13 protein-coding genes are annotated in these 12,499 nt (G+C 50.5%); 1 reads left to right on the forward strand and 12 read right to left on the reverse strand.

Annotated elements, in window-relative coordinates:
* Positions 1–36: 36 nt before the first annotated feature.
* The 11 genes from T458_RS46955 to T458_RS47000 form a co-directional block, all read right to left on the reverse strand.
* Positions 37–1,749 (reverse strand): glycerol-3-phosphate dehydrogenase/oxidase, encoded by a 1,713-nt coding sequence (locus tag T458_RS46955; RefSeq protein ID WP_023558041.1) that lies wholly within the window; start codon positions 1,747–1,749, stop codon positions 37–39.
* A 147-nt stretch (positions 1,750–1,896) separates the two neighbouring features.
* On the reverse strand, positions 1,897–2,454 hold the full coding sequence (locus tag T458_RS46960) for a glycerol-3-phosphate responsive antiterminator (protein WP_023558042.1): 558 nt from the start codon (positions 2,452–2,454) through the stop codon (positions 1,897–1,899).
* Between the two features lie 50 nt (positions 2,455–2,504).
* Entirely contained in the window at positions 2,505–3,275 is a 771-nt protein-coding gene (locus tag T458_RS0129130; RefSeq protein WP_031306039.1) for an HAD-IIA family hydrolase, read from the reverse strand.
* 37 nt (positions 3,276–3,312) lie between these two features.
* Entirely contained in the window at positions 3,313–5,022 is a 1,710-nt protein-coding gene (locus T458_RS46965) for an ABC transporter permease (RefSeq protein ID WP_023558044.1), read from the reverse strand.
* Positions 5,019–6,149 carry an ABC transporter ATP-binding protein gene (locus T458_RS46970; protein ID WP_023558045.1) on the reverse strand — a complete coding sequence of 377 codons (1,131 nt, stop codon included), beginning with the start codon at positions 6,147–6,149 and terminating at the stop codon, positions 5,019–5,021. Before T458_RS46970 ends, T458_RS46965 begins: the two co-directional genes overlap by 4 nt.
* Positions 6,150–6,163: 14 nt before the next feature.
* Positions 6,164–7,237 carry an extracellular solute-binding protein gene (locus tag T458_RS46975; RefSeq protein WP_023558046.1) on the reverse strand — a complete coding sequence of 358 codons (1,074 nt, stop codon included), beginning with the start codon at positions 7,235–7,237 and terminating at the stop codon, positions 6,164–6,166.
* A 261-nt stretch (positions 7,238–7,498) separates the two neighbouring features.
* Complete coding sequence (locus T458_RS46980) at positions 7,499–8,038, reverse strand: cucumopine synthase-related protein (RefSeq protein WP_023558047.1); 540 nt, start codon at positions 8,036–8,038, stop codon at positions 7,499–7,501.
* A complete protein-coding gene (locus T458_RS46985; RefSeq protein ID WP_023558048.1) occupies positions 8,035–8,466 on the reverse strand; it encodes a hypothetical protein in 432 nt (143 codons plus the stop codon). The genes T458_RS46980 and T458_RS46985 overlap by 4 nt, the downstream gene beginning before the upstream one ends.
* A 42-nt stretch (positions 8,467–8,508) precedes the next feature.
* On the reverse strand, positions 8,509–10,011 hold the full coding sequence (locus tag T458_RS46990; RefSeq protein ID WP_023558049.1) for a sodium:solute symporter family protein: 1,503 nt from the start codon (positions 10,009–10,011) through the stop codon (positions 8,509–8,511).
* Positions 10,012–10,029: 18 nt separating this feature from the next.
* Entirely contained in the window at positions 10,030–10,308 is a 279-nt protein-coding gene (locus T458_RS46995; RefSeq protein WP_023558050.1) for a hypothetical protein, read from the reverse strand.
* A gap of 57 nt (positions 10,309–10,365) precedes the next feature.
* Complete coding sequence (locus tag T458_RS47000) at positions 10,366–10,734, reverse strand: hypothetical protein (protein ID WP_023558051.1); 369 nt, start codon at positions 10,732–10,734, stop codon at positions 10,366–10,368.
* A 239-nt stretch (positions 10,735–10,973) separates the two neighbouring features.
* On the opposite strand from T458_RS47000, the gene T458_RS47005 reads away from it, so the two are divergent.
* Complete coding sequence (locus tag T458_RS47005; RefSeq protein ID WP_171819396.1) at positions 10,974–11,615, forward strand: Crp/Fnr family transcriptional regulator; 642 nt, start codon at positions 10,974–10,976, stop codon at positions 11,613–11,615.
* Here the strand turns inward: T458_RS47005 and T458_RS47010 are convergent.
* Positions 11,603–12,496 carry an NAD(P)-dependent oxidoreductase gene (locus T458_RS47010; RefSeq protein WP_023558053.1) on the reverse strand — a complete coding sequence of 298 codons (894 nt, stop codon included), beginning with the start codon at positions 12,494–12,496 and terminating at the stop codon, positions 11,603–11,605. The two genes, T458_RS47005 and T458_RS47010, sit on opposite strands and share 13 nt — an antisense overlap.
* Positions 12,497–12,499: the final 3 nt, after the last annotated feature.

Raw genomic sequence — 12,499 nt, forward strand, 5'->3', positions numbered from 1 at the left:
AACCTGACAATACCCGTTGCTTTTTCTCCTGGATGTTTACAATGCTTTTCTTGTCGCTTGCTGTTGTGTAGATTGGGTGATCTCATCCTCGTTTTGCGGCAGCTGGTAGATTGTTTCCAGCAAATGGCTGACAGCAGCGCGTTCACGCTCGCGATCTGCCTCGCTCCAGCCCAGCTTCTCACCCATGAGACGAATGACCGTATCTGCTTTGGCGTCTGCTTTTTTCACCTGGAAATAGGTCCAGCCTGTACGCAAGCGCAGGAAGTCGGCTGCCGTCGCGGTCATCTCTTCTTCGATCGCGTAAGACAATTGGGCATCGAGCAATTCTTCCTCCGTCCGCTTCTGCCCCGCAGCCGCTTCACTCAATCGCTCGTAGATGCGCAAGGTGTTGGTGCCGTACGTATCGATCCATTCTTGAGCGGTTGCTGCATCTACTCCTTTGGCAGTCCCTTTTGCCAGAAGCTCTTTCTTACAAGCCTCGTAATCGGTATGTCCCATGCGTTCACCGCCGCTGACCACGATCTGATCGGTCTCGCAAGCGCCGAACTGGCGTCCCGATTGTTTGGAGAGATCCCCCGCGACGAGGTCGACTACTTTTTCCGCCATTTTGCGGAAGCCTGTCAGCTTGCCGCCGGCAATCGTAATCAATCCGGAATCGGAGATAAAAATCTCATCCTTACGCGACAGCTCGGATGGCCCTTTTCCTTCCTCGTAGATGAGTGGACGCAATCCAGCCCAGTGGGAGACGACATCCTTTTCCTTCAGTTTCACCTCCGGGAACATGGCGTTCACAGCGCGCAGGAGATAGTCGCGGTCTTCCTTGGTCGTGCGCGGCTGGTCGATATCCAGTTGGTAGCTGGTATCGGTCGTGCCGATATATGTGATGTTGCCGCGCGGAATCACGAAAACCATCCGGCCGTCTGGCGTATCAAAATAGGCGGATTGCGTGACAGGCAGCTTTTCCTTCTCTACGACCAGGTGAACGCCTTTGGTCAGATAGAGGCGTTTTCCTTTCAAGGAATTGTCCAGCTTGCGCACACCGTCTACCCACGGACCTGCAGCGTTGACGATTTTCTTCGCGTAGATGTCATAGGTATTTCCCGTGTTGCGATCCGTCACCTTGACGCCGACAGCTTGACTGCCGCGATAGATGAATTCCGTCATTTTGGCGTAGTTGACGATCTTTGCTCCTTGCTGCCACGCCGTTTTCATAATGTCCAGGGTCAGGCGGGCATCATCTGTCCGATACTCGTAGTAGTACCCAGCGCCCTTCAAGCCGTCCTTTTTCAACAACGGCTCATGACGCAGGGCTTCTTCCCTGCTGAGCATTTTCCGCCGTTCTTTTCGCTCCACCCCTGCCAGCCAATCGTAGACGTACAAGCCTACCGATGACGCCAGATAGCCGTACGTTCCGCCTTTGTAGATCGGCAAAAGCATCGGAGCTGCGATCACCAGATGCGGAGCATTTTTGTACAAAATCGCACGCTCGCGTCCGACTTCCTGCACGAGCTTGACATCTCCCTGCTTCAAATAGCGCAAGCCGCCGTGAATCAGCTTCGTCGACCGGCTGCTGGTCCCCGATCCGAAGTCATTCTTCTCCAGCAGCCCGACGCGAACCCCACGCAAGCTCGCATCGAGTGCGATCCCTGCTCCTGTGATTCCCCCGCCAATGACAAGGAGGTCCAATTCTTTTTCCGCCATGTCAGCCAGGATCGCTGTTCGATTCTTTGCTGAAAAATTTCTGTCCATCTCCGCTCTCCCTTTCTCTACAACCTGCTATTTTTTTCCAATAACAAAAACCCCCAAAGGAAAAGAGCAACTTGTGCATCTTACAAGTCGCAGCTTCTCCAAAGGGGGTTCTCCTGTTCTCTTCCCTGTTGAAAACATGCTATGGAATTAAAACCACAATTCACTTGTCCCGACAGACACAGCGAGTGCTCCGGCTGCCAGTGCATCATTGATTTCTTTCTTGGTGTCGATCAATCCTCCGGCAATGATCGGCAGAGGTGTCAGGTTCGTCATCTCCTGGATGACACGGGGCATCACGCCTGGCATGACCTCGACCGCATCCGGCAAGGATTGTTCAATCACCTTGATCCCTTTGACCACAGCATTGCGATCGATGAGAAAAATCCGTTGGATGGCCATCAGATTCATCTCTTTCGCTACGCGGATCAGATTGCTGCGAGTCGAAATGATCCCCGTCGGTTCAATGTTCTTGGCGACGTAGGCGACCCCGCTTTTATCCGCTGCAATGCCTTCAATAAACTCCATGTGCAAGAATACATGCTTTCCGGCTGCCTTGACGCGATCCACCAATTCCTTGATGTTGAAAATCGAGCCAGTGAGCAGAAAGATGATATTCACTTCACTTTCGAGTGCAGGCTCCAGAAGCTGCTCTTCTTGCACTGCAGCAATAGTCTGGCATTCCACCAGGTCGACGATCGGGTACATTCCCTAACCTCCGTTGCTTTGAGTTCCCGATACCATTATAGCACGATTGGTTAGAGGTTCACGATTTCTTTAATGCTATTCAGCACATAGCGTGGACGATGTTCGCTTGTTTCCGCCATCTCGGCAGTGCTGATACCCGTCAGGACCAGTACAGAATTCATCCCGGTATCATTGCCCATCTTGATGTCCGTCTCCAAGCGATCTCCGACCATATAGCAAGCGGAGTAATCCAGCCCGAGATGCTCTACAGCCGCCTCGGCAGCGATAGGAGAAGGCTTGCCAACCACCAGATCGATCGGTTGTCCTGTCGCTCCCTCCAAAGCACCGATCAGAGCGCCTGTGTCAGGAATCTGCCCATCCTCGAGCGGGCAAGTGCGATCCGGATTGGAGGCAATGACAACCGCTCCGCGAATCGCTGCCTGATAGAGATCATTGAGACGGTCATACGTAAAGTTGCGGTCCCAGGAAAGCACGACATACTGCACATCCAGCGGATTCTCGCTCATCGTGATGCCGTGTTCGCGCAGTTCATCGCGGATCGGCTCTTCCCCGATGACCAGCACCTTGTCTGTTGGCTTGCATACTTTTTGCAAATAACGGGCGACGATCAGAGATGAATTGAGCACGTCATCCAGACTGGTCGGAATCCCCATCTTTGTCAATTTGTGTGCGTACGATTGCCGGGTCGCAATCGGCTTGTTGGACAGAAAGACTACCTTGTCCCCTCTGTCGCGCAAGGCTTGGATCGCCTCAACTGCTCCATCGATCAGCTTGTCGCCGAGGTAAACCGTGCCATCCAGATCAAAAATAAATCCCTTCATGCTGACTCACTCCTGTCCTATCCAATCCGTCATCCTATTAATAAAGCTGATCCTTCGTGATTTTCTTGGCGATAGCCTGAAGAATGATCACAATCACGATAATCAAGATCGCCATCGCACACGCCGTATAATATTCACCGCGCAGCAGGTTTTGGAAGACCGCCAAGCTCATCGGCGCCCAGTCCGTAGGAGCCAAAAGAATGGAAATACTCGTCTCTTTAATAACGGTGACGAAGACCAGAATCGCACCGGCCGCAATCCCTGGCACCATCAACGGCCCAATGACCGTAAGCGCAGCAATGAGGTTGGATGCGCCCAGGCTGATAGCCGCTTCTTCGATATCCTTGCGTATCGCCATCATCGAGCTCATCGTCGAACGGATCATATACGGCATCCGGCGAATCGTATACGCGATGATCAGCAAAATCGCCGTCCCGGTCAGGTGGATCGGAGCTGTGTTAAATGTTTGAATCAGCGCGATCCCCAAGGCAATCCCGGGAACGATCAGCGGAATCGAGGAAACAAAGTCAAGTCCCCCGGAACCACGACGCACGACAAAGTAAGACACAAAGGTAGAGATGATCACGCTCAGCACCAGCGTACCTCCGGCCAGCACCATACTGTTCCAGATGTTTTTGCCGGAGATGCTGAAGATCGTTTTGTAGTGATCCAGCGTATACCCGTCCGGCAGCGCATGGTGTCCCCAGGTCGTGGCGATGGACGAGAGAAATACCGAACCCATTGCCAGAATCGGAACAAATGTGATCAGGAATGTGTAGATTGTCAAACCTACCAGCGTCCCTTTGTGGTCGTTCAGCTTTTGCTTGGTCGGCTTTCCGGAGATGGTTCCGTACTCTCTGCCTTTGATTACCAGACGCTGCAGCCAGAAGAAGAACGCTGCGACGAGCAACATGATCACCGTCAGGACTGCAGAGCCCGCCCAGTTAAAGAATCCGGCAATCTCGCGGTAGGATTCTACTACGATCAGGTTCAAGTCTTTGGGTGCCAGAATGATCGGCGTACCGAAGTCGGAGAAGCTGACCGTAAAGATCAAGAGCATGCTGGAGACAATGCCCGGTACTGCGAGCGGCAGTGTTACGCGCAAAAACGTGTACCAGCTTTTCGCCCCGAGGTTTTGCGAAGCTTCTTCCAACGTGACATCGCTAATTTTGAATGCAGCTACCATTGGCCACAGTGCATAAGGGAAGAAGAAAAAGACCTGTACCAACACAATGCCCAGCATGGACTGCACATCAAACAAGACACCTTCTCCACCGAAGCTATGGTAGAGCTGCGTCACCCAGCCCGTTTTCCCGAACATTAGGACGAAGGCGTGGGACGAGATAAAAGTCGGCATAATCAATGGAATGGTGCACAATGCCGCAAAGAAAGGCTTAAACGGCATTTTCGTGCGGGCAAACGCATACGCGATCGGCAGCACAACCAGTGTGACGATAATAGCTACCCCAGTCCCCAGCTCCAAGCTGTTGATCAATGCCGCAAAATAGCTGTTCCCCTCGCTGAAAATCGAGGTATAGGCCTCCGCCGAGATGTTGGACAGCTTTTCTATTGTCGAATTGAAGATCTTTTGGCTGGTAAAGCTGCCAAAGATATTGATGGGCTGCCCTGTGAAACTGACGAGCAGAATCGAAAAGAGCGGAACCAGCAAAAAGACAAAGAAGAAAAGATAAATCAGCCATTTGAGAACCGACAATCCATTTAATTGAGCGAGGAAACGTTTCATCATAACGCCACCACGCGATTCGGATCAATTTGCAGTTTCACCGCTGTTCCTGATGGCAAGATTGGACTGCCCGCTTCAAACACCGTGTCTACCTCAAAGCGCAATTCGCCAACCTTGACATCGTAGCGGATCGTCGGGCCCAGGTAAGTGGATAGTTCAATCGTTCCATCCAAGATGTTCTCCTCGTTGGCTGCTGCCTCCCCTGCAAACAGTCGGATGCTTTCAGGACGAATAATGATTTCAACGTCCTTTTTGCTTGTCGGGTACGTGGAGCGAAGCTGTTGATTTTGTCCGACCTGAATCACGGTCTCCCCGGCCTCATTCGTGCCTTTGACCGTGCCGTTGAAGATGTTGGACGAGCCTACGAAGTCCGCAACAAACTTGGTAGCAGGGTTGCTGTACAGCGCTGTCGGTGTATCGACTTGCACCAGACGTCCGCCATGCATGACGGCAACACGGTCTGCCATGCTCATTGCTTCTTCCTGGTCGTGCGTGACGAAAATGGTAGTGATGCCTACCTTCTGCTGAATCTGACGAATGGTGACGCGCATGACGTTGCGCAGCTTTTTATCCAGGTTGGAGAGCGGTTCGTCCATCAGCAGAACGGCAGGCTCCATAACCAGGGCGCGCGCCAATGCCACACGCTGCTGTTGACCGCCGGACAATTGACCCGGCAAGCGATCAGCCAGATGTCCCAATTCGACAAAATCGAGGGCATCGCGTACCTTTTGCTCAGTGACGCGGTCTACCTTCCCCAGTTTTCTGTTCAGCATATGCGCCAAAGTGGAGATTTTTGCTCCGAACCCGCCTTCGTAAAAGCGGCGAATATTCAGACTGTACGCGACATTCTCAAACACGTTGAGATGTGGAAAGAGCGCGTAGCTTTGAAAGACCATCCCGCAGTTGCGCTGGTTGGCCGGAATCAGGTTCACGTTACGATCCCCGATGTAGATATTGCCGGAAGTAGGTGTCTCAAATCCCGCAACACATCTCATCGTTGTCGTTTTCCCGCAGCCGGAAGGACCCAAGAGGGCGAAGAACTCGCCCTCCCGAATCTCCAGGTTGACATCTTCCAAAGCGGTGTTTCCGTTATATTGTTTATTCAAGTGCTCAATCTTCACCGATCCCATGGAAGATCCCCCTCTTATTGGAATTTTTGACGCCATTCGTTACGTACGCGGTCATAGTTTTGTACAACCCAATCTACATCCAGCTCTTGCGCGTGAGGAATTACTTTTTCCAGCGTCAGCGGAGTTTTGGATTCTACGTCTTTGGAGATTGGGATATGGTACCAGTCAGCCAGTGTTTGTTGTCCTTCTTTGGAGAGCAGGTAATCGATCAGTGCTTTACCGCCATCTGGGTTTGGACCACCCTCAACCAGCGACACAGGGTTTACGATAATAGGTGTTTTCTCAGGCACGATGAAGTCAACCTTCTCGCCTTTTGCCTTGTTTTCATAAGCCATGAAGTCAAAGCCGATACCGATCAGAGCTTCCCCTTTTGCTACGGCTTTTGTAGGTGCAGAACCGGAGTCAGGGATTGCGCTCATTTGGTCTACCAGTTTTTCGAAGTACTTCCAACCTTCTTCGTCGCCTTTTTCCATCAACTGGCTAAGTACGAGGAGTGTAGCTGTACCCGATGCTGCCGGGTTTGGCATTTGAATTTTGCCTTTCCATTTTGGATCGAGGAGATCATCCCATGTTTTCGGCAAATCTTCCGGCTTCACCAGCTCCGTATTGTAGACGAAGCCGAGTACGAATACTTCAGCGCCGATCCATTTCCAATCCTTGTCGCGAACCTTGATGCCGTCAACTACTTCCGGCCAATCCTTGATTGCTTCTGGTGTATAAGATGTAATGATGCCTTTGTCCTTCGCAGACTCGAAAGGAAGGAATCCGCCGCCGCCGTACCAGATGTCAGCCATTGGGTTGTCTTTTTCCGCAATCATCCGGTTAACCAGTACATTGGTACCTGCATATTGCACGTTAACCGAAGAACCTGGGTTCAGCTTTTCAAAGGCTTGTCCCATCTGTTTGGTCATATCAGGTGTTTCTGGAGAGTAAAAAGCAATTGCGCCCAGTTCTTTCTTCGCGTCGCCACCCTCGCTGCCGCCTGTATTGGAAGGCGCAGAACCCTCGGAGGAAGAGCAACCAGACAAGACAACAGATGTCAGGAGAGCTGCTGTCGCCAAACCATGAAACCACTTTCTTTTTTGCATTTTTTGGACCCCTCTCTATTTTTTGTTCTTTTTCGCCAATCGACAATATTCTGGCAAAGCGCTCGATTCAGACAGAAAAAGGAAAAAACCCCTACACAAACATAAACACACTTCTCCCCTAGGGAATGTGTTTACGGGTAAGGGTTTTCTCCATGTTCTCCGCCTAACCGTATGTGAAGCACTTTTTGTCGATTAACAGGTTATCTATAGCGAATTATAGGGATTCTTCACATTATTGTCAATGAAAACACTTACATTTTTTTAAATAATTCGCCCTTTGGTGTGATTTCGTTCCAAATTCTCGCTGATCTCCCGGTAGGTTTCGGGCGTTTGCTGCTTGAAAAATTGCGAGACTCCCCAAGGAAAAATCTGGTGCAGCCACATCTGATAACGATTCGTGTAGGTGAACATCGATTTCGTTACCCGGGCAAATTCCTCTTTGCTTTCCATGTCTTCAATCAGCTCATGATAGCGACTTAGATACCGCCCGTATCTGGCAAGTCCAAAATAGCTGATCACCCCAACGTCGATTTTCAGCATCCGTTTTGCCATGGTCTGCAAATGCTTCAGATCAAACTCCGGGTCTTGGCTAAACGCTATCAAATCCGCAAAGATATGAATGCCCAACGCCCTCATCTCTCCCCCGAGCATCACCAGTACGGAATAATATTGCCCGTATATGCCCGCTCCTGAAGGAAGATATCCTTTCTTCAGGGCATAAATATCCTCAGGTTCGTTCACCCAAATCTCCTCGATCTCTTTTTCCAGTTCAGTAAGGAAATCTTCTATCTTACGGTTCACTGTTCATCACCGCCTGCCAATCGGACGTGGACAGACAAGTAGTGATCATCAAACAACAGATTATGCCAGACCTTCTCGCCAATGACTTGGATCTTTTCCAGATCCTCATCTGCAATTTGAGCCAGAGGCACAGCTGGCACGGGCTCGGTCATCGGACCGTAATTCATCGCCAGATATTGAAAGTCCAATTCGATATTTATTCTGCCGATCGGTTGTTTGTCCATCGGTTCCTCCTGATACGCGACCTCGCTGACCAGCCGATAGGGGAAATACATCTGTTTGCCGGCAACAACCGCATGACTTTGTATGCTTGTAAACGGCAGTGTTTTCTTGAACTCCTCGCATAACTCCGGATTCATCTCCGACAGAAGTGTTGCTCTGACTGTACAATCAAAGTCAGGCCAACAAATTTCAATTCGTATACTCATCGAATTCCTCCATTCCTCGAGATCCCTATTTCTTGACTGACGCTAGGACGACTGTTTCAACAGCAGCTTGGCTTCATCCGAATCCAGGAACCCGTGGAACTTGCGAATGACTTCAGCCGGCTGCGGCCGGGTGCACAAGCTGACGACGACGAAGACGACAGCGTTGAAGAGCAATGCCCATAAGCCAGGCATCATATCGAGCAAGTCGATTTTGCCAAGGGTAAACCAGACCATCACCACTGTGCCCACAACAAAGCCTGATAGTGCCCCTGCTTTCGTGGCTCTCGGCCAGAACAATGCCCCGAACAGCATCGGAAAGATTTGCGCCATACCCCCCGTAGCCAAAGCAATCAGCATCGCCAGGAGCGGCGGTTTTTCGATCGAAGCATAGAAGGAGAAGAGAAAAATCACGACAATCGCAATGCGACCCACGGAAATCAAACGTTTATCGCTGGCGTCCTTTTTGATCGTCTGATAGACATCTCTCGTAATCAAGGCACTCGCTGCATGCAATTGCGAATTCGCCGTAGACAGGACAGCCGCCAATCCCCCGGCGCAGACAATCGCCGCAAAGACTAAAGGCGTGTATTCATACAGGAATCTCGGCAGGATTTCGTCAGGGAATTCGATCCCCGGAAATACGGCCTTCGTTCCCAGACCAAACCAAATGTAGGAAATATAGATCCAGATCAGATACAGGGGAGAAAGAACCGCTACCCACTTCAGCACTTTAATCGAGCCTGCGGAGAACATCCTCATGATGACATGGGGAGCAGCCACGCTGAGTCCGATCGTGATGATCACGGTCCAGGAAAACGCCATCGGCAAAGAGAAATACCCGGCATCCCCCGGCAAGAGCAATTGGTTCGGCGTCTTTTCCGCAACAGTCAGCCATGTCTGTGTCGGACCGCCATAAAGGACATCCGTCAAGTACCAGCAACCGGCAACCATGGCGACAAACATGAAGATCCCCATGAATATATCCGTCCAAGCAACGGAGCGCATCCCGCCCAAATAGACAAAAATGAGTACGACAATCCCTGAGATCAATGCACCCCAGACATACGGAACAGCTCCCAGCGTAGCGAATTCCGTGATCCAGCCTGCGCCTGCCAATTGAAGCTGGATATAGGGAATGACAAAGGCCGCCAGCACGATGCCTGTCAACACCTTCAGAAACTTGCTTTGATAAAAGGCATCCAGCAAATCACCAGGGGTCATGAAGTCGTATTTCTTGCCCAAAAGCCATACTCTGCTTCCTACCAGATAAAGCAAGATTCCGCCCAAGGTTTGCGTATAGGGGCCAATCGCCCAGTAGCTCATCCCGTGAGCATACAAAAAGCCGCCCGTGCCTAAAAATGCGGATGCGCTATGGTAGGTCGCCGTGTACGTAAAAAACAGGGCGGCAAAACCAAGGGTCCTGCTGGCGACAAAGAAATCGCTGGCGTTGTTGTCCAGCTTCTTGGCCCAGCCGAAAAGGCCGATCGCCAATACAATAAAGGTAAACAAGGCCAAGATAATGGTTGATGTAATGGCTGGAGACATGCGCGTTTTCCCCCTTTATTAAACCCATAGCTTTCGGGCTGCATAGATCCCGGCAACTAGCATCACGTGAACCCAAAAGGTTAACCATACATAGGTAAAGGGCATCCCGAACAGAAACGGATAAGCCGTATTCGCCCAGATCAATCCCGGATAAACCATGAGAAATGAGATGATGACAATAACCGTCAACGTCCAGCCCAGCTTCGTTCTCGGCAAAAGGTATGTATGCTTTTTGATTAACCTCATCGCCTCTTCCTGATCGTCAACAGCTGTTTTTACAGAAGTTTCCAACTCCATTCTCTTCCCTCCTTTTGAAATCAGACAAGCTCTGGCCCACCCTAACTTGAAAATGGATCATTCCTCCAACAGGAAGAATTTGCGCCCGATGATCGCTTCTAAACGAAAGTACCTGTCCAATTCACTGTCCCGAATCGCATGAGTCATCGCGGATACGGTGTCAAAGTCAGGTACATCGAAGAGAAAACACGCATGCCAGCCTAATGTAGAAGCTCTGCCAGCACTGAAAACATCGGCATCCAGTGTACCGAGAAGGGTAGAACCATTCGCTTTCCAGCTTTCCAAGATGACATTCAGCTTGGGGATAATGGCTTCATGCTTCTCCTGTTTTGTCGTTTGGTACCACCCGCTGGTAGCTTCAAACAGAAACACCACTCGCAATGGCTTGGTTATTTTCGGGACCAAAACATCTACTTGATCGCTCATCTGCACATCCCCTTACTTTTTGAATATTCAGATAAAAATGAACGCCGTATCGTTGTATGCGCACCTCTTTATCTGTGTGTTATAATTAATAATATTCAAATCATTCACTCACTTCAGTTAAAAGTGCTACAAACATGACTCCTTTAATGAAAATAGTAGAGGTGACATACATGAGGGATTCCAGGCATACTTCGTCTTCTACCAACTCCTTTAATCATTCGCCTTGGCAGCTCAATCAGATGGATGTCTGGGAAGCCTTGTTTGAAGACGCCCCAGTCAAAACACTTCGCAAAAATACCGTTGTCTTTCATCAGGGAGATCCTTTGCAATCGATCTATTTTGTGAGACGGGGCAGAGTCCGGTCTTCCGTCTTCGATGAAGATGGCCAGGAGATGACGATTTTAATTTTTTCTGAAGGCAGCATTTTCGGTGAGGTATCAGCGATTGAACAAAGTCCTTATCAAGTGACGACCACTACGAATACAGCCTGTACATTGGCCTATCTGCCCGTTGCGGTGTTTCTGGAAAAAGTCGAGCAAAGTCCTTCCCTCACTCGCCAGCTGAATCGAAGTTTAACCCAAAAAATAATAAGGCTAGCCTCTCATATCAAGGACATAGCCTTATTAAACTCCGATGAAAGAGTGGTTGCCTATTTGTTAAAATTAGCAGATACCTTCGGAGTAGAAACAGAACTGGGTTTAAAAATCGCCATTCCCTTTACTCATCAGGAAATGGCGGATCTTATCGCCACTTCGCGTGTAACGGTCTCGAAAGTAATGAGTCTGCTCGATAAAGAAGGCATCTTGCAAAGAATAGAGGGTTATCTCTATATCAAAGACAAGGAGGCATTGCTCCAGTGGTGTGCTTCTCAGGGACGTTGATTGCGTTCATACCACTTGATCAGGGCCTGTGTACCGCTGTTTTCCTCTCCCTCAGCTGCCATCTCGTCATAGAGAGATTTCGCCAGTTCCAATCCGGGAGTCAGAAGCCCCATCTCTTTGGCTGATTCCAGCGCAATGCTCATATCCTTGATCATATGCTTGATATAAAAGCCAGGAGCGTAATTGCCGGCGATCATGCGCGGAGCCAGATTGTTCAAGGACCAGCTGCCGGCAGCCCCGGCACCGATGCTGTCCAGCACGCGTGTCGGATCAAGCCCGGCTTTTTTCGCATAGGAGATCGCTTCACACACCCCGATCATATTGCTTGCAATCGTAATCTGGTTGCACATTTTCGTGTGTTGGCCTGCACCAGGACCGCCTTGCAAAATGACATTGGTCCCCATGATGCCAAGCAGCGGAGCCATCGCATCGAAGGCTTCCTGATCCCCGCCGACCATGATCGTGAGTTTCGCATCGCGCGCTCCAATATCACCGCCGGATACAGGGGCATCGAGCGAATGCAGCGCATGCTTTTTCGCTTCCTCGTAGATGCGCTGCGCCAAGGACGGCTTCGAGGTCGTCATATCGATGAGATACGTCCCGGGTTTGGCGTGCGCGATGACTCCCTGCTCGCCCAGGTAGACCTCCTCTACATCATGCGGATAGCCAACCATCGTGATGATCACGTTCGCTTCGCCGGCGAGATCTGCTACCCGCTCCTTCCACACGGCTCCCTGCGCCAGAATCTCTTCAGCCTTCTCCTTGCTGCGTGTGTACACCAGCACCGGATAACCCGCTTTTATAAAATGGGAGGCCATGCTTTTTCCCATCACGCCTGTCCCGACGAATCCAATTACGCTTTTTTCTGTATGTGCTTCCATGAT

This window comes from Brevibacillus panacihumi W25, assembly GCF_000503775.1.
In the GTDB taxonomy this organism is placed as follows: Bacteria; Bacillota; Bacilli; order Brevibacillales; family Brevibacillaceae; genus Brevibacillus; species Brevibacillus panacihumi_A.